This window comes from Thermococcus paralvinellae (genome assembly GCF_000517445.1).
Taxonomy (GTDB): domain Archaea; phylum Methanobacteriota_B; class Thermococci; order Thermococcales; family Thermococcaceae; genus Thermococcus_B; species Thermococcus_B paralvinellae.
The window spans coordinates 1,928,927-1,951,221 of the sequence record NZ_CP006965.1 but is presented as its reverse complement, the minus strand read 5'-3'; the positions used below and the strand labels follow the sequence as shown (position 1 = coordinate 1,951,221).

Annotated in this window: 16 protein-coding genes and 3 pseudogenes; 10 read left to right on the top strand and 9 right to left on the bottom strand. The window is 36.4% G+C overall.

What is annotated here, in order from left to right; translation table 11 throughout:
* The first annotated feature begins 5 nt into the window (after window positions 1-5).
* From TES1_RS10650 to TES1_RS11240, 6 genes are all read left to right on the top strand, one after another.
* The gene (locus TES1_RS10650; protein ID WP_227738490.1) at window positions 6-1,232 is read left to right on the top strand and encodes a glycosyltransferase; all 1,227 of its coding nucleotides are present in this window, start codon (window positions 6-8) and stop codon (window positions 1,230-1,232) included.
* Window positions 1,233-1,250: 18 nt separating this feature from the next.
* Window positions 1,251-2,480: a glycosyltransferase family 4 protein gene (locus tag TES1_RS10645; protein ID WP_042682591.1), complete on the top strand. Its 1,230-nt coding sequence runs from the start codon at window positions 1,251-1,253 to the stop codon at window positions 2,478-2,480.
* Between the two features lie 11 nt (window positions 2,481-2,491).
* Window positions 2,492-3,616, top strand: coding sequence for a glycosyltransferase family 4 protein (locus TES1_RS10640; protein WP_042682590.1), 1,125 nt, complete (start codon window positions 2,492-2,494; stop codon window positions 3,614-3,616).
* Window positions 3,574-5,352 carry a DUF6541 family protein gene (locus tag TES1_RS10945; RefSeq protein ID WP_144080618.1) on the top strand — a complete coding sequence of 593 codons (1,779 nt, stop codon included), beginning with the start codon at window positions 3,574-3,576 and terminating at the stop codon, window positions 5,350-5,352. Before TES1_RS10640 ends, TES1_RS10945 begins: the two co-directional genes overlap by 43 nt.
* The gene (locus tag TES1_RS10625; RefSeq protein ID WP_042682585.1) at window positions 5,349-6,650 is read left to right on the top strand and encodes a glycosyltransferase; all 1,302 of its coding nucleotides are present in this window, start codon (window positions 5,349-5,351) and stop codon (window positions 6,648-6,650) included. Before TES1_RS10945 ends, TES1_RS10625 begins: the two co-directional genes overlap by 4 nt.
* A gap of 77 nt (window positions 6,651-6,727) precedes the next feature.
* A complete protein-coding gene (locus TES1_RS11240; protein ID WP_051408231.1) occupies window positions 6,728-7,507 on the top strand; it encodes a xenobiotic acyltransferase family protein in 780 nt (259 codons plus the stop codon).
* 11 nt (window positions 7,508-7,518) lie between these two features.
* Here the strand turns inward: TES1_RS11240 and TES1_RS10615 are convergent, their stop codons facing one another.
* The 6 genes and pseudogenes from TES1_RS10615 to TES1_RS11005 all read right to left on the bottom strand — a co-directional run bounded on the left by TES1_RS10615 (window position 7,519) and on the right by TES1_RS11005 (window position 16,131).
* On the bottom strand, window positions 7,519-8,946 hold the full coding sequence (locus TES1_RS10615; protein ID WP_042682583.1) for a sulfatase: 1,428 nt from the start codon (window positions 8,944-8,946) through the stop codon (window positions 7,519-7,521).
* A 486-nt stretch (window positions 8,947-9,432) separates the two neighbouring features.
* Window positions 9,433-10,959, bottom strand: a complete 1,527-nt coding sequence (locus tag TES1_RS10610) for a flippase (protein ID WP_051408230.1) — start codon at window positions 10,957-10,959, stop codon at window positions 9,433-9,435.
* A gap of 175 nt (window positions 10,960-11,134) precedes the next feature.
* Window positions 11,135-11,776: pseudogene (locus TES1_RS10605) on the bottom strand (glucose-1-phosphate thymidylyltransferase); the annotation flags it as partial.
* Window positions 11,777-11,835: 59 nt separating this feature from the next.
* Window positions 11,836-14,145, bottom strand: coding sequence for an STT3 domain-containing protein (locus TES1_RS10600; RefSeq protein ID WP_042682581.1), 2,310 nt, complete (start codon window positions 14,143-14,145; stop codon window positions 11,836-11,838).
* Window positions 14,146-14,354: 209 nt separating this feature from the next.
* A complete protein-coding gene (locus TES1_RS10595) occupies window positions 14,355-15,761 on the bottom strand; it encodes an ATP-binding protein (protein WP_227738489.1) in 1,407 nt (468 codons plus the stop codon).
* A 154-nt stretch (window positions 15,762-15,915) separates the two neighbouring features.
* The gene (locus tag TES1_RS11005) at window positions 15,916-16,131 is read right to left on the bottom strand and encodes a hypothetical protein (protein WP_042682578.1); all 216 of its coding nucleotides are present in this window, start codon (window positions 16,129-16,131) and stop codon (window positions 15,916-15,918) included.
* Between the two features lie 210 nt (window positions 16,132-16,341).
* Between TES1_RS11005 and TES1_RS10585 the strand changes: the two are divergent.
* From TES1_RS10585 to TES1_RS10575, 3 genes and pseudogenes are all read left to right on the top strand, one after another.
* A pseudogene (locus TES1_RS10585) lies at window positions 16,342-16,686 on the top strand (sulfite exporter TauE/SafE family protein); the annotation flags it as partial.
* A gap of 581 nt (window positions 16,687-17,267) precedes the next feature.
* The gene (locus TES1_RS10580) at window positions 17,268-17,540 is read left to right on the top strand and encodes a hypothetical protein (RefSeq protein ID WP_042682576.1); all 273 of its coding nucleotides are present in this window, start codon (window positions 17,268-17,270) and stop codon (window positions 17,538-17,540) included.
* On the top strand, window positions 17,524-17,985 hold the full coding sequence (locus TES1_RS10575; RefSeq protein WP_042682575.1) for a DUF3368 domain-containing protein: 462 nt from the start codon (window positions 17,524-17,526) through the stop codon (window positions 17,983-17,985). The genes TES1_RS10580 and TES1_RS10575 overlap by 17 nt, the downstream gene beginning before the upstream one ends.
* A gap of 39 nt (window positions 17,986-18,024) precedes the next feature.
* Here TES1_RS10575 and TES1_RS10570 read toward each other — a convergent pair whose 3' ends face one another.
* The 3 genes and pseudogenes from TES1_RS10570 to tnpA all read right to left on the bottom strand — a co-directional run bounded on the left by TES1_RS10570 (window position 18,025) and on the right by tnpA (window position 21,046).
* Window positions 18,025-19,020, bottom strand: coding sequence for a sugar phosphate nucleotidyltransferase (locus tag TES1_RS10570; RefSeq protein ID WP_042682574.1), 996 nt, complete (start codon window positions 19,018-19,020; stop codon window positions 18,025-18,027).
* Between the two features lie 298 nt (window positions 19,021-19,318).
* Window positions 19,319-20,576, bottom strand: a pseudogene (locus tag TES1_RS10565) (RNA-guided endonuclease InsQ/TnpB family protein).
* Between the two features lie 35 nt (window positions 20,577-20,611).
* Entirely contained in the window at window positions 20,612-21,046 is a 435-nt protein-coding gene (tnpA, locus tag TES1_RS10560) for an IS200/IS605 family transposase (RefSeq protein ID WP_042682571.1), read from the bottom strand.
* 169 nt (window positions 21,047-21,215) lie between these two features.
* Here tnpA and TES1_RS10555 point away from each other — a divergent pair, with 169 nt between their 5' ends.
* Window positions 21,216-22,148: a hypothetical protein gene (locus TES1_RS10555; protein ID WP_042682570.1), complete on the top strand. Its 933-nt coding sequence runs from the start codon at window positions 21,216-21,218 to the stop codon at window positions 22,146-22,148.
* Window positions 22,149-22,295: the final 147 nt, after the last annotated feature.

Here is a 22,295-nt window from a genome sequence, read left to right as displayed (position 1 = left end):
GAAAGGTGATATATCCTAGAGAATCTGAAATAAATATAGGGGATTTAAACTTGTTAGTCATCACTCCGTTTTATAGATGGTTTATTAAGGAATTAATCGAAGCCCAGAGCAGGTACGTTGGCGAGATTCATATTTTAGTTCACCACAATCCTCTAGCTGAAATTTCAAATTATGTTCCATTTGGAGGGTATTTTGATCATTTGAGACTATACACCAAACAAAGGATCGTAGAGTTAGAAAATGTGCCTCCAAATGTTCACATACACTTGATAAGTACTGTATACTTTATTCCAGACGGGAGGAACTCGCAACTAGGTGAGAAGCTTGCCAAAAAGTTTGAGGAACATATTAAGGAGAACAATATAAATTTTGACATTATACACGCTCATTTCACATATCCCCAAGGATATGCAGCGGTAAAGCTTGGGCAGAAATTTAATGCACCTGTTATCATTACGCTCCATGAGAACCGTCCTCACCTATATTCTATTTTAAAGAACATGAAAGATAAGGCCGTGTACACATGGAAGAACGCAGATGCCCTTATTCGTGTAAATAAACGAGATATACCCATCTTCATTCAGCATGGTGCAAACCCTGGCAGGATTGTCCACATTCCCAATGGATATAACCCAAGAAAGTTTTCGTACATCCCACGTGAAGTCGCAAGAGAAAAACTACAGATTGAAAAGAACGCTAAGATTATATTTAACCTTGCTAGGCTGTATCCAGAAAAGGGACACAAATATCTAATAAATGCCATGTCCCTAGTGCTAAAAGAAAGACAAGATGTATACTGCTACATTGGAGGCACTGGCCCATTGAAGAAACAACTAGAAAAGCAAATTAGTAAGTTGAATCTCAGACATCATATTAGGCTTTTGGGATATCTTCCTGATAATCAGTTAAATTACTGGATGAATGCCGCTGATATCTTTGTGCTCCCAAGCTTGAGTGAGGGTAACCCCACAGTTATGTTCGAGGCTCTTGGAGTGGGACTTCCCTTTGTGGGAACGGCCGTTGGAGGCGTTCCTGAGATAATAGTCTCTGAGGATTATGGCCTACTCTGCCCACCGGCTGACTGTGAGTGCCTCGCGGAGAAAATTTTAATAGCCCTCGATAAAAAATGGAACAGAGAGAAAATAAGAAAGTATGCGCAACAGTTCACTTGGAAAGAGATTACTAAAAAGTTGTCGAAGATATATAAGGAAGTACTGCATCAATCTACATAAAGAGTGGAGTGATGCAATATGAGTAATTATAATCCTCATATCATTTTTATTCCGCCTGGATTAGTAGAAGTGGGAAGTAATAGAGGAGCTGGAGCAGAAGTGTCCTATTATCTTGTAGCACTAGGATTGTCAAGAAAATATCAAGTCGTATTCCTGACTCCATGTTATAGAGAAAAATGTAAAGAGAAGGGTAATATTATTAAAATAAATGACAACTTCCTTATTCATCAGATTAGTATACCTGCAGTAAAAAGATATCCCCCACAGACAAAAGTTGAATATTTTTGGATGGCCATGTTGACAATAATATCAAGCTTCCTAATAGCTTTTGAGATTTTAAGATACATTAAACGCTCGAGCGATTCCAAATTATTGGTAATTCCCAGAGTAGAAACAGGCATTATTCCATTGTTCTTGTTATCATTTGTGAATTCGAAAAAGAAATTTAGAATACTTTATGCTGAAGGTAACATTAGACCTTGGTATTCTCCATACCTAGGTAGATATAACAATCCAATCGTTGAAAAAGTTAGAGGTATAATAGAGAAACTTGAGCTTATCTACCATGTTTATGTAGGACACAAAGCCAATATGATAAGGTCTCAAAGCACGTTAATTAGAGAGAGTATGAAACGAGCAGGGATACCCCTAGAAAAGATTAAAGTAATAGAACCTCCAGTTGAAGATGATCTTTTTTGTAAAATAACTACTAGGAAAAAAACTAATGATAAATTAAAAGTCGCATTTATTGGAAGATTAACAGAAGAAAAAAATGCCCCTTTGATAATGTATATTTGTGAAAAAAGTCTCGAAAGATTTAATGATAAAATACAATTTTATATATTTGGCGATGGCCCATATAGAAAATTTCTTGAAAAACTGTCCAATGTAGTCCATGTTGGAAGTGTCAAAAGAGATGTGCTTCTAAAACAATTATTACCAAATATGGACATAGTTATATCATTTCAACTAGAGCTTGGCAGAGCCGAAATCGAGTCATTAGCATTAGGAAAAGTTGTTATAATCCCTGAAACTAAAGAAACCTCTAGAGTAATAAAGAATTTAAGAAATGGAATCTTGATAACAACAATCGATTCATCGTCTTACATAGAGGCAATTAGTTTGATTATTATAAATCCAAAGGTGTATCGAAAAATTAGTAAATTATCAAAGACACGTGCATTCAGGAATTTTAGCATAGATAATGTTGCAAAAAAATGGGAAAGACTTTTAAAAACAATGTTTTGAGGGGATTATATATGATGCCAAAAAGTGTCTGCATAGTTATGTATGGAGGACCATTCGATATAGTCTCTCATAGATTATATCAAAGACTCAAAATACTCTCCAGTTTGGTATCACAAGTATATCTAATAATTGAGGGTATGCCAAAATTAAATGATATCCCACCTAATATCATTATTTATGATATATCAAGTCCGAAAAGATTCTTCTCATACATAAAGGCTATATTTACTTTAGCAAAAGTTTGTAAACAATCAGATGTTGTAATTTTTATTACTGGATTCCCGAAAATAGTTACTTTCGTGATGCAAGCAAGGTTAGCCAAAAAGAAGGTGATTTCTTTTGCAGGCGGGACTGCATATAAAGTGTTTAAAGCAAGAAATCCTAACTCAAGGATAATATCTAAAATAGTCTATATATTAGAATCCTTATGTTTTTGGCTTTCTGATTTAATACTTGTAGAAAACTATGAAAGTACTAGATTCCTAGGTCTTGACAAATATATTAGCAAGATATTTCCATTGGGAACTCTTGTGTACCTTAATGAAAGTTTTTTTAAAAAATACAAGAAACCTTCTTTGCGAGAAAATATTGTTGGATACATAGGGCGAATTGAACCAGAGAAAAACGTGATCTCCATTATTAAGTCTGCTCTTCATACAATAAAGAAGATAAGAGATATCCAATTCATAATTTATGGTTCCGGTTCTCAAAGAGATTATCTAGTTAACTATGTTGATACACATAGCTTAGAGCAATATGTTAAAATTATGGATTGGATACCTTATGAAAAAGTCCCTGAAGTTCTTCAGAACTTAAAAGTTTTGATACATCCCTCACATACCGAGGGGCTACCTTTAACGGTTCTTGAAGCTATGAGCAAAGGTACAATAGTTATAACAACTCCTGTGGGTGGTCTTCCAGAAATAATAAAAGATGGAAGTACTGGATTTATTGTTAGGAGTGGCTCCCCAAGAGACATTGCCAATAAGTTAATAGATGTCTTGAATCTTCCACCTGATGAACTCGATAGAATTAGTAAGAATGCATATGTACTAGTAAAAAGTAAATACTCATTAAAGAAAGGAATTTCATTATGGAAAAAAATGCTAGAAAACTTGATGGGGGAAAATGCATGATTTCATTGAGAAAAATAAAAGGGCTTTACTTGTTTGCAAATGTTTTTGTACTGATGGGATTAGATTTAAGTATATTATTGTATCAACCAACCTCTGGATATGAGCTTTCTCCATATTCAGATGCAAAGATTATATTCTTGTGGATTATTCTTATATACCTGCTATCCATGTCTGGAATTGCCTTCGGACAGAGTAGGCATTTTAAATTCCTTTTTATACTCTTGATGATAGCTTATTTATATTTTATCTCCATTCCAATTTGGAAAGGGTATTTTTTTCTTAGTAGAGCAGACGGACTCTATCAATTAGGCCATATAGTGGACATACTTAGAGAAAATAGATTTACATACTTAAACTATTATCCTGCAACTCACATAATAGTTTCCACAATTACATATGCGTCAAATATTCCCGTTTTGATGATAAGCAAATGTTTTAATTTAGTGTTTTATGTAATATATGTTCTCTCAAGCTATGTGCTTGTAAAAACAATATTTAGTGAACAGGTGAGAAGATACACTGTACTTTCGATTCTTTTTATACCCTCAATATTTACAGAACCATTATCGTTAGCTCCCCACACATTTGCTATAAATTTATTTCCTCTGTTGCTGTACTTATTACTAAAATTAAATTTATCTCCTACCTTATCTAGACCTACTATTATACTTTTTCTGTTATTTGTTTTATTTTTACCAATTTTACATCCTTTATTTTCTCTGTTTTGGACGTATTTTTTGGGAATAGTACTAAGCTTAAATATATTAAAAATTTCAACATCGAAAAAGATTAGAAATCCCGCTATCATAAGTCTTCTCACTTTTTTCGTAATATTCTCTGTAATATCCTTTATCATTTGGTTATCTAATACTATTCTATGGAGGAAAAGCATTGAAATGTTCTTATCGTGGTTGAACAACCCAGAGAACTATATTCCAGCAACTGAAGCAACCAAGCTCAGAAGATTTTCACCAAGTAAGATTATTATATTTGTTTTGAAATGGATGGGGGGATATATAACAATGGGAATTATAGTTTTATTATTATTAATGAAGAGACTAATAAAAAAGGAATATAACTTGCTAGCATATTACCCATTTTCGCAACTACTGATTATTTTTATAATTTCTTTTGTGTGGACCATGTTACTTACTTTCGTTTTGCCCACGGGAGCTGATATGTTCAGAGGAATAAGATATGCAATTCTCTCACTTGAACTAGTATTTGGTTATATTTTTTATGAAAATATTCATTCGCAGAGTAAACAAAAAGCTAATACATATAAATGGATCTTTACGGGCATAATTAGCGTTATAATAATCCTACACATATCTAACTCTCTTCCATCCCCATTTATCGAAGCCCCAAATGGAGAACTTACACCAATGGAGGTTATCGGAACAAAGTGGGTTCTTGAAAAAGGAGAAAGAAATGGCATATTTGGAATCTCAACTACAACAATAAATGGAATATTTGCATCAATACTTGGTGCGTCAGCTGAATTGCCTAAAGTTACTTACGTAGGGGATCACTTTGAAAATCTGTTCAATAAGAAAACTCCATCCCGTAGCTACATATGGGTATCCCAGGTAGATAAGAGCATGTACTTAGAGTTATGGAACGAAACTCAGAGATTTACATTAATAGATTTTGTAAAAATATACGAAAGCAAAGAAATTAATTTGGTATACTGCAATGAAGAATTGAGCATTCATAATATGGAGGGACTCCAATGACAAAACTAAAAATATTGGTAATTCCTGCAAATTATCCCTCAGAGAAAAATCCAATAGCAGGCATTTTTATAAAAGAGTTTGCAAGGGCAATTTCAAAAAATCATTCAGTAAAAATTCTTTATGCATACTTTAATCACCCACTACTAGATGTTATTAGTGTTGTGTATACATTTAAAGAAACCAAAGAAGTTGAAGATGGCATAGAGACTATAAAAGTAGAAGTGAGTGGTGTAATTCCAAGAATTTTTAAAAAAAGAAAGCTAAATATCTCAAATTTCCAAAAGCATAACAAATGTTGTAGCACTATTAAAAATAATACCCAAACTAAAAATAAATACAGTAAAAGAACATTATCCCTCATAAATAATTTGATCATACATCTAGCACATGTTCCAAAATTATTGGGCACAATGTGGGGATTTCGCAAATTACTGAAAGAAGGATGGAAACCTGATATAATTCATGCCCATGGCTTTTATGCTGGAATTTACGCAGTAATATTAAGCAAAATATATGACATCCCTCTAGTAGTAACTGAACATTGGAGTGGATTCCCAAAAAAAGAGCTCTCCTGGATAGACATCATAGAGGCTCGTGTCGTGTTTAGTAATGCAACTGTGATCATAACCCCCACTCATTATTTAAAAAAGGCAATAATGGATTATGGAATGCACAACAACTTCCAGGTAGTCCCAAATCCAATTAACTCCAGAATATTTTATTCAAAAAAATTCTCCAGAAAAAGAACTAGACAGAAAAGATTGCTCTTTGTAGGTAGAGTAGTTCCACAAAAAGGGATAATATATCTTATCTATGCCATTAGGGATATTCTTCAGGTAAGAAAAGATATTCTCCTTGAAATAATTGGACATGGACCATACAAAGAGGAATGTGAAAGAGTAATAAAATCTCTTGGTATTGAGGAATTTATAAAATTTTTAGGACTAAAACCACAAAAAGAAGTGGCAAGATATATGAGAAGAGCTCATATATACATTCAACCATCTGAATATGAAACCTTTGGCATGACATTTTTTGAGAGTCTTTCTTGTGGCACTCCTGTGATAGGGACCCGTATACCTGCTTTAAAAGAAAACATAAATAATATACTTGGAATATTAGTGCCTCCTAGAGATACACAATCTCTAAAAAATGCCATATTATATATGCTAGACAACTATAGGAGATACCCTCCCAACAGATTGTCAAGACATGTATTATGCAAATTTGGACACAACATTGTAGCCAAAAAAATCGATAAAATCTATCAAAAAGTTATTAACTCAAAGAGAACTTAGTTTACTAAAAAGATTTAAAACTGCATTGTAACAGAAACAAAAATTAGGGAGAAATAAGATGTAATGGGGTGAATAAGATGAGAAACCAACTTGAATATTATTACAGACTTATTTCTTCATTCTTCAATTCAATTTATAAGTATATAACTTCCAGATCATATATCGGTGCAGGAGCGATTATAAAAAACTCTAAGTTGGGGCGTCGAGTTAGGTTAGAGATGTTTTCTACAGTCACAAACTCTACTTTATACGATAACGTTTATATCGGGAAATTTGCTTCTGTTAATGATTCTACTCTCCACAGGAATGTTGTGATCGGAGATTATAGCAGAATATGGAATGTCGAGATTGGGAAGTATTCCTACGTTGGCCGTAATTCTGATATCAGAAAAGCAGTTATTGGTAAGTTTGTTTCAATTTCTTGGAATGTTACGATAGGACCACCTGAACATTTAATAACATCTTTAAGCACCCACCCCTTTATTTATTCAAATAATTGGGATTTACTTTCTCATGACTCTTTAGTATCTCACGATGAATACTCATCTTCCTGTGAAATTGGTCATGACGTATGGATTGGGGCAAATGTCGTAATTCTTAGGGGGGTGAAAATTGGAACAGGGGCTGTTATTGGAGCGGGTGCAGTTGTTACTCACGATGTTCCCCCCTATGCTATTGTCGTTGGAGTTCCTGCAAGAATATTAAAATACAGGTTTTCACAAGATGTTATTGAGGCTCTGCTCAATAGTAAATGGTGGGATGCTCCTCCTGAAAAAATTTCTAAGCTTGTTAAACTTATAAACAACAAAAATTTAGAAGAAAAAAAGCTAATACAATTTTTAGAGACAAACTTCTAGCTAATTTATTTTTATTTAATGAATAACTTCCGGCTTTTAATAATTTGCGAAATTTTCTCTGCTTCATCTTTTTGGTATATTTTCCTTAGCATCTCTTTAAATATTTTAACAAGTTCCTCATCCAATATTGGGTTGTGTTCATAAGGATCTGATTCTAGATCAAATACCCATTCAACATTATCATATGGACTGTATAATAGTTTGTATTTACCAATTATCAGTGCTTTTTTTTCATAACCTGCACCTGTAGCTTCGGATAATATAGGTCGCTTTTTGTCACGTTTTTGGAACAAGCTAATACCATCCAATTTAGCGAAATAATGTATATTAAGAATATCCAAAATTGTTGGCATTATATCGACAGAGGATATTGAATTAGTCACTCCACTAATCTTTTCAATAGGTTCTCCCCATATTACTATAGGAACTTCAATTACCTCGTTAAAAACGTTATGTCCATGACCAACTCCATATATTCCTCTGTTGTCATAAAAGTACTTGGACTCGATTTTTGCATGTTCCCAAAACTCCTCTCCATGGTCAGAAGTCAAGATAAAAACGGTGTTTTCTGCTTTTCCAATTGCTTTTAGACGTTTATAGAACTTTTCTATGGCGTAATCAAGATATCGTAAGGTATTGTCATATAGAAGAATCCTGTTATACTTATACTCCTCAAAATTCTTTCCCTGTTGTTCTTCAGGTTTAGTATATGCCCATGTGCGAATTTTGGGCAATATTTTAACCTTTCCAAAATAATCCCTAAATTTACGTGGTGGATACAATGGACCATGTAAATCCCCTAAGTGAATGTAAATAAAAAATGGGTTTTGGCTATTTTTAATCCATTTTTCGGCATAATTAAATACCTTCTCTGCAGGGGCAGTTCCAGGATACACCTTAGATGTAATTCTATTCCTTAACGAATATGCAGCAACTGCAATAGAAGTAACCATGCCCACGTCATATCCTGCCCACAAAAGAATTTCAGGGAGTGTTAGTACATTTCTCGAAATAGCACGAAACTGATTTAAATTACCTACATCTTTTATCTTTCCGTGAAGATATGCATTGTGATTATGAGGATAAAGTCCCGTCATTATAGAGGCAACAGAGGGATATGTCCACGGAGCTGCAGCGAATGCACGAAACTTATTTGGAGCAGAGTCAATAAAAGGTGTTGTTTCGCGGAAATATCCTGCAAATGAGAGGTTAGAGTATCTGAGACAATCAAGAGTTATCAAAACTATATTATGCTTTTCAATGTTATCCATGTCGATGATATTTTGAACATTTAATCTCGATACTTGTGTTTTTATGTTTACCCCAGATGATCTGGGAGTGTATCGTTGAACACTCTTTCTTTCTCTATACTCAATATAAACCCTGTCAAGGATATCACGTATTGATTTAAATTTCTGTATGAGTGTCTGAATAAACATATATTTATGTACATCACGAGTAATTTATAAATTTTACTAAAATCGAGAATCAAAGTGAAAATAAAGCTTTATGAGAGCACATGTGAACAAAGCCAAACAGAAATAAAACCTATCTGTGGACTCTCTTCTAGTTCTACTTCTGAAGTACTTTTCTGTACTTCACTAGCTCATTGTTTTAGGTTAGCTAAATTTCTTTGTCCTACTATCAATTGTAACTCAAATAATGTATTGTTGCTTCTGGCTAATTTATATCATAGCTCATAATTCCATCAACATTAATTTCTTTTTTACTACTATCTACCATGCCAAAAATTTTTAGTTTGCAGACTACTTTTACCTTTTCTGGATTATCTAATAATCCGCCACGTGACTCATTTTGAATAATTCTTAACCATTTACCAGTAGCTGAAGCCTTTCTGCTCTTGCAGAAGATTTTAAGCTTAAAACCTCATGTACTACTTCCTGAAGTATTGCTAAAATTTAAGCCTAATGATTATCGGATTCTCTTAGTAATGTCTTCTTTAATTTTTCTTTTACTATCACCAGTAACTCAATATCTTCCTTATCAATACTCTTGCTAAGAAGAACCAACAAAAAGTAGACTCCTAAAAACAACACTAAAATCAAAACAATATACCAAACATTATTTACTCTCAAATTTAACGCTTTTAAACATCCCAAAACCACAAAGCTAATCAGCAAAAGCTTTACATAATTCCAACTAAAAGGGTGAATTCCTGTCTTCTTGTAAAGCCAAAAACTTCTAAAAACATTAGCAACAAAATAAGAAATCGCGGTAGCAATAGAAGCACCAATTATCCCATAATTAGGAATTAGTAGAACATTAAAAAATACATTAAAAATGGCAGCAAAAAGATCCCCAATTAAATTCAACCTCGGCGCTCCAATGACAATCAAACTTAACCCATTTAATCCTAAAAATGTGTGAAACATAAAGCCTAACGCTAAGATTTGGAGGACTTGTGAAGCCCCCGCATACTTATTTCCAAATGTAAAATTTATACTTGTTTCTGGAAATATAAATATGATGGTGAAGAAAGGCAAAGTAAGCAAAAATACCCACTTAGTTAAAATTTGATATACCCTCTTTAACTCTTTAACTTTACCTTGTGCATAGAGAGAAGAAGCAATTGGCATATAAATAAACGCAACAGAACTCAAAAACATTGGAAGGAGTCTAGCTAAAGGAGTAGCAGCATTATAAATTCCCACCACCTCAGAACTCTTGTAATAACCAAGCATTAAAGTATCTGTCCAGTTCATAATATAGCCCAAGACTCCAGTAAGCATCAATGGCAGAGAAAAAGCAACAATCTCCTTTCCGATTTTTAAATTAAGAGAAATCCTAAACTCAAAAAGCTTAATTTTCCAAACATCAAAAGCTAAGGCTAAAAAAGTAAAAGCTTGAGCTAAAACATATGCTGAAAAAATGAAAGTGACAGAGAGCTTTAAAAGTGTACCAAATAAGATGAAAATAAAAAACAAGCTTGAGAAAAATACGCTTTTAAAGTAAATGTTCTCTCTAACTCTTCCAAATCCACGTGAGATTGAAACTATTAATCCAGTTAACGACGCAAAAGGCAACGCTAAAATCATTACCCTTAAAGCGAGGATCAACTTTTCCTCATTAAAGATTTGGGCGATATTTTCAGCTTCAAGTATTAAGATTATTACCCAAAATGTACTATTTAAGGTAGTTATGAGTAATGCAGTTGAGATTAACTCACAAAGCTGAGAAGGTTGTTTCTCCTTGTAAAAGGCAACTTCTCTAGGAAGAGCACTCGGGAAGCCGAGAGTTGCAAAAACCAAACCTATGTTAAGCACAGTTAAAGCAAGGTTAAAAACACCATATTCTGAAGTAGTGAAATACCTCGCAATCACGGCCCTACTTAAAAATCCGAAGAACATTGAAATAACACTTCCCACAAATACCATTCCTGTTCCTTTTGCAATCTTCTGAAGTGCCTGATTAACTTCAACTTCATCATCCATGGAACTCCTCTCCATATCCATCGAGTTTGGCAAACTGCGATACTTCTTTTTAGTTTAACCAATAGCTTTTGAAGGAAATACAGATCTCTAGCGTTAGATTTGCAATCTTATCTGTTAAAGGAAGTACTCTTGCAAAGCCAATGAACTTCTCTGCTTTTTTAAATTTCTCAATAATAACCTTTATCCTGCCAATTTCATACCCATGATCAATTAGCCACTGAATAGCATTTGTGATCTCGAACTCTCCACACCAAGAGGGCTTTATGTTCTCAACTGCATCATGAATAACTGGCCTGAAGAAGTAAATTCCGACTAAAGCTAAGTTGCTTGGAGGAACTTTTGGCTTTTCAATCAAGCGTTTTATTGTCTTTCCATCTTCGCTCAGCTCAGCAACTCCGAACTGCTGGGGATTTGGAACTTCACACAATAAAATGCTTGCATCGAAGTTTCCTTTTTTGAAGTGCTCCAAATGCCTTACAATGCCTTCTCTAAGTATGTTATCGCCAAGATACATGACAAAATCATCATCACCGAGGTAATCCCTTGCAACTTTTATTGCATGAGCTAGTCCAAGAGGATCTCCTTGGTAAATAAACTCAATGTTAGCATTCCACTCAACACTTCTAACAGCTTCAATGACCTGTTCTTTGTTCGGCCCAACAATAATCCCAATATCGTGGATTCCAGCTTCAATAACATCCTCAATAGCGTAAAACAAAACCGGTTTGTTTGCAACTGGAATAAGTTGCTTCTGCTGGGAATAAGTTAAAGGCCTAAGTCTTGTCCCATGACCACCCGAAAGTATTAACGCCTTCATGAAGGTACACCCCTCTATTGTAATACTTTACACAATTAAAAAGGTTATCACTGATTAATTTAACTAACTCTAAAAACTCCAGCATCTAAAGCCCTCTTCTTCTCACGAAGAGTGTATCTAATAATCCTAACCTCAGGAATCTTAAGTTCAAGAAGAACGGCATTATTTTTGCTTATAGGGACACATTTCTCAAAGATTCTTGTACCATTTTCATAAAATCCTGAGATACAAAGGGTGTACTCTTTATCCTCATCTGTCACTTCAAAACGAATAGTAGATTTCTCTTTTTTTATCTCAACGTTTGGATGTGTAAACTTGAAGATTTTAATATACCCCCCATCAGAATAGACCAGTTTATAATTCTCAGGATACTCATTTGTGAACATAAGTTTAGCTAGAATTGTATTAAAGCTCTTTCCAGTCATTAAAACAGCATAGTCGTAATTTAGGTTTAAGTAAACGTATGCATCTGCTACTTTTCCCTCTTTTAATCCCAGCTTTGTTATGTTTCCCCTGTACTCCAAAAATGCCTCTTTTGGCGAGAAAACTGCATTTCCACTACGGATTAAAATGTCCCACTTATCTCCAGGCTTTGCAAGGATCTTATATTCTCCCCGCTCAAATACTAGAGCACCAATCTTTGAAGTTAAAGGCAAGATCATCAGAAAATGTCCTTTCTTTTCACTTTTTGCTGTATCTAGAATTGCCCCAAATTTTAGTGCAGTATCATAGGACACAATAATGTAATCAACTCCTCTAGCCATTAGTTGATTGTTGTTAATTCGTCCAAGAAAGTATTCAGCTACCCATGCATTTGAGGTACCTTGAGCTAATGGGGCTCTTCTTGCATAGTAGCTTATCCAATGGCCGTAATCCCACCAGGCCAAGACAACGTCATTTTCATTAGAGTTTTTCTTAAGATAAATTAGGGCATTTTCCCAGTGTTTATTCATAAACGGTCTCTCTCTGTACGCTCGCTCAAATCCAAAAACTCCTGCAACAATAGGAATTAAAACTAAGAAAACAACACCCAATGCAACCATTTTTCTTCTGCTAGGCTCAAATCTTGTTGTTAAAGTATCATACAGTGTAATTAACCCAACTCCCCCCATTAACGCAACAGTAATCGATCCAATAAATAGGAAGCGCGTCCAGTAGTAGATCATGATCAAGCTTGGAAATATTAAACCAAGATTTAAAAAGTCTGCAATAGTTGGCTTTCTAAATCTTAACAAATAGAAGGGAGCCAAAAACATTACAATGCTATACGCTGCAAATAAATCTTTAAATGAACTTTTTTGAGTTTCCAGAATTGGTGCGTTTGTGAATATTCCAAAACCTGTTAGGATTTCCTTCAACAACAAGATATATCTATTTGGAAACTTGAAAAATACAGTCACACTAACCAAAATAGATATGCTAAGGAGTAATAATCTAAACTTAAGGCTTTTAATCCTACTAAAAACAAACAAAACTAGGATAAACGCTAGCACTAATGGAACCAAGACCCTGAGATGACTCCAGAGATAAATATCCTTTATATTGTCCAAAGTTAATCCCAAATCCTTAGCAATCTTCCTAGATGTCCAGTTGTCCCACAGCATCCCATACCCATACAACTCGCCAAGCTTTACAGCAATTAACACTCCTACAGCAGTAGAAATTGCCAAAAATATAGAATCAGCGAAGTATTTTTGTCTTCCAGAGAAAAAAGCCCAGAGTGTAATGAAGAATGCATTTGTTAATAAAAAAGCAAATATTGGATAATACGCCTGCCAGAATATTGCAGCTAAACCGCTTGCAAACGCTGGAATCAAATAAAAAACAAATCTCTTGTATCTCCAAGCTCTTCTAGTCTTTTTCAGAGCTAAAGAAACTCCAAACAGAGCAACTGAATACCAGAAGAGCATGTAGTTATCCCCTCTGTAATAATTTGCCATTGACCTGAAAACATGTCCGAACATTACGGAAAGAAAAAGTGCTGAGAAGAATGCTTCCCTTTTTCCGTAGAGATTAAACATAGCCAGATAAAAGAAAACTATCGTCAAAACTCCAAAAATTACTGGTGTGACCCTAAAAGCGTCGTAAAGGGAAACACCAAATACTGAGAGAACTTTATAAACATAATACGGAGCCAAATACAAGCCAAGGGGGTGAGAAATTTTAGTACCCCATGGACCGTTTGCAAAAGTAATAAACTTCAACCAATATCCAGCTTTCAAGCTTTCCTCAATGTAAGCTAAATGAAAATAAGGATCATAACCAAACAGATACTTATATCTCAAAGGAACAAGCCTAAAAACTGCAGCAATTAAAATTATCAAAGACAATGCAAACTTTGGCCCAAATATCTTATCGAGTTTTTCCATAAAGTACCACCTAGAGATTATCGCGGTAATACCAATTACTGTTTTAAATAAGCAACTCACTCCTAAAAATGTTATCCTAATTAAATCTTGAAACATCTGACCTCTTCCCCGAAGGGCGAGGCTTTCAAAAGAAAAATGTAAATTCAAGGAAGCGTATTACTCTTTGCAGAGATTCAAAAGACAACAAATCTCTGGAGATCTCATCATGTTCAAAACGGACCCGTTCGGAGTTTTCCCCTCTTAAAATTCAAATTCTTGAAATCTTCTAAATCCCACAGGAGCCAGCCCTCACTTTTAAGAGCTTCCTTACCTTTAATGCCCTTAGCTATCAACCCGTAATACTTCTGCCAGTTTTCTAACCCAACAAGCCCACTTTTACGCTCTAAATCTTTTAAAACTCCCCTCGCTTCTTTCTCGCTCAACTCCTTCCACTTTACCTCCACCAGCAGAGCCTTATTTTCCCTTTTGTCCAGTGCAACGAGATCAATTTCCTCATTTTTATGCCACCACTTTCCGATCTTTGTAAATTTAAACGGCAACCTCCCATACTTATTAAGTTCTATTAAAAACTCTTTGGCTGCTTTTTCGAAGGTCTTTCCAAGGTAGGTGTTAAAGTTCCCCAGGAAATCCTGAATTGCTGGCTCAGGGTTGAGGGAGTCTATCTCCTCATAATGCGGACTGACGAAGCGGTGGTAAAAACGGAAGTATTCATCTTCTATAACATAAATCCCTCTCTTGGCTTTCCTCTCTGTTATTGGAACTTCCCGCCTTACAATTCCAAGATTCGAGAGCACCCTAAGATATGCAGATAGATCTTTGGCCTCCATCCCAACGTACTGAGCGATCTCGTTAAGCCGGGTTTTTCCCATGGCTATGGCCTCGATAATCTGCATATATCTGGTTGGGTTCCTCAGTTCCTCCATGAGGAGAAGCCTCGCCTCGTTGAAAAGAAATGCACTCGGGTCAAAGAAGTTGTTGATAATCTCATCATCGCTCCCCGTTTTGAAGAATTCCATGTACTTGGGAATCCCCCACGTGACCCCATAGAGTCTTAAAAGCCTCTCAAAGTCCTTTCCAAACCATTCGACCATATCGAAGAAGCGGAATGGTTTGACCTTCAGAACCCCACTTGCTCGCCCATAGAGAGGGCTCTTGTAGCTGAGAACCTCACGCTCCATCATTCCAACGCTCGAACCGCAGAGGATAATGGTGATCTCTGAACCCTCAAGCACTATATCCACCACCTCCTGAAACTCAGATGTAACACCCTTGTCTGCCTCTATCAAGTAAGGAAACTCATCAAGAATCACCAAAAGCCTCCCCTGTCCCTTTAGGAACCTAAATGCATCCCTAAAGCTTCCGAATCTTACCGGAGCACCAATAAAAGAACTTATCTCGTGAGAAAATCTCTCGATGTCTTTCCCATATCCCCTCTGGGAGCAGAGAAAATATATGCCCCTTTTATTCTCCAAGAATTTCCTCAAAAGGGCAGTTTTTCCCACCCTTCTTCTCCCGTAGACCACAAAAAGTCGAAAGCCTTCCCTCCATGCTCTCTCTAAGACTTCAAGCTCCCTCTTCCGGTTTACAAATTTTCGAATCATGATTATAATAAACATGACTCGAATATTTAAATATTTTGGTTTTAGCAAGCATAAACAAGAGAAAGAAATGATGTCCGGATAAAACATATATTGCGGCGCGTAAGCGCCGAGATAGAAAAATAAAGCGGGGTCTAAGGGGCGAAGCCCCTTCTCTCAATAACAAAAGGAATTATATATCAACACTCCAAATTACCCACATGGAATACAAGCTGATCATCATAACAGCATTAAGTTTTGGAGGAGGATTCCTAGGCTCTATGATGAGTGGGGGAAGCTTGATTATCTTCTCAATTCTAACTTTCCTAAATGTCCCAACGAGAACTGCTGTAGGAACTTTAAAATTGGTGATAGCAGGCCTAACTTTTATCTCTTCATTAACGTACATAAAGTAGAAGAGCGCTGATTTAAAGCTCGCCTTTTATTTAGCGATCCCCTCAATTCTCGGATCTATAATTGGGAGCAAACTTTTAATATCCCTCCCAGAGAAATCTGCAACTCTCTTCGTTACGCTTCTCCTCTTCGCGGGAACAATAATAACGGTTAAATCAGATTCAACGAGAAAATTTAAAAAAGTCAAAACACAAAAACAACCTTAGCAGTAATATCTGGATTCCTCTTTGGAATTTATGTTGGGATTTTGGGAATAGCCTCTTCGCTGGTTGCTATAGCACTAATAACTTATTTTTTCCGATTAGATATGTTGAAGACAAACGGAACTGCAAAGATAATCATCTTCGCCAACAACTTAACTGCAACAATTGTTTATGGCCTTTACAAGAATGTTGACTATTCCCTAGCAGTTCCAATTCTGATTCCAGTTGTGGTAGGCTCTTGGCTCGGCGCAAAGACAGCTGTAAAAATAGGAAGTCAAAAGCTGAAGATCGTTTTCCAAATAATCAGTGCTCTGACAATCCTAAAGTTGTTGAACGGAGTACTTTAACCTCCCAAATTCCAAGTGTCCATTAGCGTTTATTAATACTCATTTTTCTTGATAAAACTAAAATTTTTGGGTTTAATCTTTTATTAATTTCAAATTGGAATTTGCTTTAGATAAAAAACTATAAAATAGAAAGGTTTATATAAGTTAAGTGTGAGTATATAGTGAGGGGTACTGTATAGGAAGAGGACTGAAGCAAAAGCTTCACTTTGACCCCCAAAGTTTGTATCTGAAATATAAATCCCACAACTTGCCCAGAGTTGTGAGGGTTGTATTAATGGATGTAAGCTTTGTCTCAAGGTGGAACTCCGCTATAGACCAACTTCTATATGGCATCCCTCACTATTCTTAATCTCCTCTTTGTATCTTCGCATGTCCACCAAGAGGCTTTTCTTAAGCTCCATCTGACTTTTTTCTTTTGAAAGTCTCGCCCTAACGGGCAAGGCTTTCAAGTTGTAAGCCAAGAGGTTGGAAGGAAAAGCTAAAGAATTCCTAGATGTCTTAAAGCGTTAGTGTATTGAGGTTTAGTTTAACTAGAGAAATGTTTTTATTTTCCTTAATCCAACTAAACTTCAGTGAGCACTATGCAGGAGATAGAGAAGGTTGTTTGGGGTTTTCCTCTATTCAAAACTTATGAGGAAAAAGAGAGGTTTTTCAAAGTGTTAGGGTTATTGGTCTCTCATCAAATAACGTTTGAAAAAGCTGCTGAGCTTCTCAAACTCGACACAGAAAAGCTCGCATTTCTTTTAGACCTTCTCGAAATTGACTATTCATTCTTGGATGAAGAAGAAGCCAATTTAGAAAAAGAGGCAGTAAAAAGGCTCTTGGAGGAGCTAAAAATTGAGGATAGTCTTTAATACCTCTCCATTAATCTTTCTAGAAAAGCTAAGATATCTCGACAAAATTTTTGATATTTTTGATGAAGTTATAATCCCAAAGGCAGTTTATGATGAAATTAGAGCAAAAAATGACGAATCTTCAAAGAAGATTGCCGAATTGGTTAACATGGGAAAAATTAGAGTTCTTCAAGTAAATGCAGAGGGGATTGTAGGCTTACATAAAGGAGAAACCGAAGCAATAATCTTGGCAAAGAGGAATAAGTGTTGGGTTGCTTTGGATGATTTAAAAGCTCGAAAAGTTGCGAGAAGCGAAGGAGTTAAGGTAATCGGAACATTGGGCATTCTGAAGATTTTAAAAGAATTAAACTTAGCCAAATTTGAGCCTGAAGACCTTTTTAAAGAGCTAACTCAAGTAGGTTTCAGAATTAAAAAAGAGCTGTTCTTTGAGATTTTCAAAGAGTAACTTGTTTCCAGTGTGTCCGCACTTCCGCTTTTTGATACTTCAATCTCCTCTCTGTATCTTTGCATGTCCTCCAACTAAGCTCTTCTTAAGCTCTAAATTCCTTATCTCACACTTCTCATCAATAATCGAACGCCAAATCGTCGAATTCCTTATTATTGTGTCCTTAAAGATTATCGAATCACTAATATCAGAGTTCTCTATCATGCAGTTCTCACCAATGTAAGCGTAAGGCCCAATGATTGACCTTCCAAGAATTTTTGCGCCCTTCTTTATCACAACTGGAGGAATGATCTTTGCATAAGGGCTGATCTGAATCTCCTCAATCTGGCTCTCCTTTAAGAGAGTTTTTAAAGCCTCAAGATAGCTGTCAGCACTTCCAATATCATACCAGTAGTCATCAAATTTATACGCATGGATTTCAATTCCTTTCTTGAGAAGCCACTGAATAAAATATCCCGGTGAGTCTCTATTACCCTCCTCCAGGTATTGAGGAACCATCTCCATAACTTCCTTTGGGAAAACATAGACTCCAGTGCTTATCCATGTTGACTTTGGCCTTGCAGGCTTTTCCTCAAAATCAATAACTTTATTGCCTTCAAGGAGGACAACTCCGTACCTCTTTGCGAGCTCAAAATCGCCGATATCATAAACAGCTATGAGTGTCTTTCCATCGTATCTATCCAAAAAATCCCTCAAGCTGAAAGAGAACAAATTGTCTCCAGCGATGACTAGGTAATCATCCAAGCCAAGCTTTTCAAGAGCCTCATTTAAAGCCCCAATGGTACCGAGTTTCTCCTCCTCATGAAGGGTGTCTTCAATTAAAAGCTCAATATCTTTATTTTTACCCCACTCCTCAAAGTACTTTGCAAAAAATCTATTTGTTGAAACGTAAACATTCAAATCAAGCTCTTTCGTTTTTTCAATGATATAGTCAAGAATCACTTTATCCCCAACGGGAAGTAAAGCTTTTGGGTTATCTTTTGTGATAGGCCATAGGCGAGTAGCATAACCACCTGCCATAATCAAAACCTTCATATTACCACCAAGATAAGAAGTAAAGAATGAGATATTTAAGCATTTTTCTCTTTATGCTACTATGTTGAATAATCGTTCTCGCAAAAACAATTCTCATCCCTAGCAAAACTTATCTGCTAAAATCAATGCCCATATCCAAAAATTATCAGATTAGTTTAAATTCTTAGGCTTATCCCTTAGAAACTAATAAGTCAGCTAAACAACTGCTCATTTAGTCAAAAAAGGTTTTATATTTTGTCAGACTGTAGTATGACGAGCTGACCTCTTCCCCGCCCTAAAGGGCGAGGGTTCCAACGAGTTAACCCCTCGCCACGGGCAGGGAGGTTTGAGGGGCTTCACCAAAGCCCGCTTTAAACGGGCTTTTCAACCCCCTCGAGGAGGGTCTTCCCCCCGTTACCCCTACCTGCCGTTAAACCCGGCAGGCTCGGGGTTATCGTTCTCACAACCTTCTTCAAAATGTTGAAAGCACCAACCAAGTCAGCATTCATTACAAGCCCCTCCGCGGGACACTTGTATAATCCCCTAACAAACCTTGCTCCGTTGTGGGGCTTCCCGCAGAGGGGGCACGTTTGAGAAGTGAAAGCCTCGTCAACAAGCAAGACTCGAATACCATACTCTTCGGCAACTTCAGTCAAGCGTTTAATAACATAGTTAAACCGCCAGACTTGAGAGAGGATAAAATTCTGCTTTTTACCTTTATTGGAGTTCCTCGCAATCTTCTTTGGGTAACCAACCACGATTTTTGAGACTCCCAAGTAGTAGAGTCTTTCAACTGTCTGCCTAACTGCAGTGTTAATGTAATGCCTTGCCCGGAGTTTTGCCTTCTCATGCATTCTCCTCAATTTTCTTGAAGTCTTGAATCCACTCTTGTTGAGTTTGGACTGGTATTCTGAAATCTTCTTCTGCCAGTAGAAGGCTATAGATTTTAATGGTCTTCCATTAACCAAGAAGCCTTCACCATTCTCGACATAAACTGCAATCAAATTATTCACGCCCAAGTCAATTCCTGCCGTGAGGTTTCCTTTTGGTTGTCTTGGAACTTTAACCCAACCATTTCTGGACAACTTTTCTTGAACGTGAAAGGTAATGTGAGCGTAGAATTTCCTCTTTACATTATCGTAAACGATTTCTAATCTCCCCTGCTTGCCCTTCCAATGAATCCTCCCCTTGAATTGAACTTCCAACTTCCCAAATTTTCCAAGCCCCTTGAGGATTAACTTGTTATCCTCAATCTTGTACTGGTCATTCCTCAAAACTATTAACGGTTTTCTCTTGCCGTTTTCTTTTTGGTAGTTTGGTGGTTTTGGCTTCAACCACTTTGGTAATTCCCCTTGTTTTTTCTTCTTGATAAGTGTGAAGAATGACTTCCAGCTTTCAGCATTCTTCCTACAAATCTGCTGGACTGTTGCCGAGCCGATTCTCCCCTTGTATTTCTCGTAAACGGTTTTTTCAGTCTTGTTGAAGTCTACTCTCTCGTGGTTGAAGAATTGCTGCCTCCTCAAATAATTTACCTCATTCCAGACTTTGGCTCCAGTGTCTGCTAACTCGAAGAGGATTTTTTCAACTTCCTTTGAAGGCTGGAGTTTGATTGTTACAGTCCTTTTCGTTTTAACTCACGCTCCCATTGGGTTTCAATATAATGTTTGACAACCTCATCAGTTATGCATCCAACTGTTGCTACAAAATAGGAGCGAGACCAAAGCCTACCATGAGTGGTTTTCGCCCTCAATTCGGGAAATTCCATTAAAAGTTTTCTCGCACTCTTCCCCTTCAAGTGGTTTACGATTTGTGCTGGCGATAAATTGGGCTTCGCCCTGAGGAAAACATGCACGTGGTCGGGAGTTACCTCGAGAGAAATTACCTCACAGCCAATTTCTTTGGCGTACCCCTTGAGCATTTCTTTTAACCTTTCAGCAACTTTTCCAACAAGAATATCCCTGCGGTATTTTGGAATCCACACGAAATGGTAGGCTATGAAGTGTTTTGCATGTCTTGTTGAACTAAACTTTGGTGTTCCACTCTTCATTTCGAACCCTCTAGTGTATGGTATGCATTTGGGATTTAAATATTTTTTGCTTTCTTGCCCAAGAGCTTGCTTTAGAATTACTGCATCCCCGCCCTAAAGAGCGAGGCTTTCAAAAGAAAAAAGTAAATTTTTAACTTCATCGGCTAAAAGAATTAAAGGGTGTTGTTTGATGGGAATGTTCGACTACGTTCATATACACGTTAAATGCCCCGTATGCGGACACAAACTGAAAAATTTCCAAACAAAATCCCTAGAAAATATGCTGGAGCACTATCGAATTGGCGATACTGTTAATGCTGATAGAATTCACGCGTATACATCATGCCCCTTTTGTCATAGCTTCATAGATATCGAAATAAAGGTTGAAAATGGTAAAATAACCGACAGATATGACGTTATTTCAGTTAAACGAAGCTGGATTGTAGAGACACTGGAGAAAATTGGGAAGAGAGTGACCCTAACGCTTTATGAAGGCACATCAAGTGGCTGGAAAAATGTTATCAGCTTGAATTTAAACAACCACGAAGCTATTGCGATACACAACATTCTAAAAAATCTTTTCCCAGATCTTCATACTATAGGGAGAGAAATGTTCCTGCTGTCAAAGGATTCCAGGCTATATAAAGTATCTCTTGAAGAGCCCGAAAGCAGAGAATCTGATTTAACGTGTGCCTCTTGCGGAATGCCGCTAGCCAAGGAGGATTTAAAAGTTGGAAGAGATTTACTGATCGGAGAAAGCTACTACGAATTCACCTGTCCTTTTTGTGGGGCTTTCCAAAAAGCAGGGCTCAAGAAACCGATTAATCTTAAAATTAAATCCCCAATGAAAAAGGTCATGAAGCAACTTTTAGAATCTGACACAGTGCAGCTCATATTTTACAGAGAAGGGTGGAAAAGCATTAGGGCCTTTATGAGCATGCAGACCTCGGGTAGAAAAACATCAAAGATTTATGGGTTTATAAGACAACTCATCAAACTCAGAGGAGACATCATAAAGGAATCAAGAATTGGGAATTTGCCGTTATGGATGATTTTCTGGAGAAGGAAAGATGAGCATATGCTTTTCATCGCTATACGCAGGAAGTCCAAACCTGAAGGATGAGGTTTTCCTTTTACCATAACTGTCCAGTTATGTTAGTATTTGCATTACCAACTCTTTAAAAATATCTTGGTAATGCCATTACCAAGGATACATAATCAAACAAATCTCTGCTTCATTTTATCCAAAAACTCCAGCCTCAATATCTCC